This is a genomic window from Cellulomonas sp. IC4_254 (assembly GCF_011603975.1).
In the GTDB taxonomy this organism is placed as follows: Bacteria; Actinomycetota; Actinomycetes; order Actinomycetales; family Cellulomonadaceae; genus Cellulomonas.
Genome location: NZ_JAANNB010000388.1, coordinates 1 through 944, shown reverse-complemented (window position 1 = coordinate 944; position 944 = coordinate 1). Strand labels below are relative to the sequence as shown.

Sequence of the window (944 nt, the reverse complement as noted above, 5' to 3'; positions counted from 1 at the left end):
GTACCGGCTGCGCACGCCGCGCCGCCGGTACAGCGCGGACAAGCCCCGCCGCAGCGTGCTGCTGACCGTGCTCACCGCGGTCGTCGGGATCTACGCGCTGATCCCGCTCGCCTGGCTGCTGATCAACGCGAGCAAGACGCAGTCGGACCTGTTCGACTCGTTCGGGCTGTGGTTCAGCGGCGACTTCGCCCTGTTCTCCAACATCGCGGACACGCTCACGTACGACGACGGCATCTTCCTGCGCTGGCTCGGCAACACGCTGCTGTACGTGGTCGTGGGCGCCGGCGGCGCGACGGCCCTCGCGGTGCTCGGCGGCTACGGCCTGGCCAAGTTCCAGTTCCCCGGCAAGCGCGGGGTGTTCGCGGTCGTGATCGGGGCGGTCGCCGTCCCCGGGACCGCGCTGGCCGTGCCGACCTTCCTCATGTTCAGCCAGATGGGCCTGACCAACACCCCGTGGTCGGTCATCATCCCGTCGCTGATCTCGCCGTTCGGCCTCTACCTCATGTGGACGTTCGCCGCCGAGGCCATCCCGACGGAGCTGCTCGAGGCGGCGCGCATGGACGGCGCCGGCGAGCTCCGCACCTTCGGGCGGATCTGCCTGCCGCTGCTCGGCCCCGGCATCGTCACGGTGCTGCTGTTCACGATGGTCGCGACCTGGAACAACTACTTCCTGCCGCTGATCATGCTGAAGAACCCCGACTGGTACCCGCTGACCCTCGGGCTGAACGCCTGGAACGCGCAGGCCGCCACCGCCGGGGGCCAGGCCATCTTCAACCTGGTGCTCACCGGCGCGCTGCTCACGATCATCCCGCTCATCGCCGCGTTCCTGCTGCTGCAGCGGTTCTGGCAGTCCGGCCTGTCGGCCGGCTCCGTCAAGGAGTGACCGGCCCCCGGCCGCGCCCCGCCACCACCCGTCCGTCCCGTTCTGACAACGAAGTGAGAGG

At 69.7% G+C, this 944-nt stretch carries 1 protein-coding gene; it reads left to right on the top strand.

Translation table 11 applies throughout. The features are described 5' to 3' along the window. The first annotated feature begins 7 nt into the window (after positions 1-7). Positions 8-883 (top strand): carbohydrate ABC transporter permease, encoded by an 876-nt coding sequence (locus G6556_RS18950; protein WP_205693778.1) that lies wholly within the window; start codon positions 8-10, stop codon positions 881-883. Positions 884-944 lie beyond the last annotated feature (61 nt).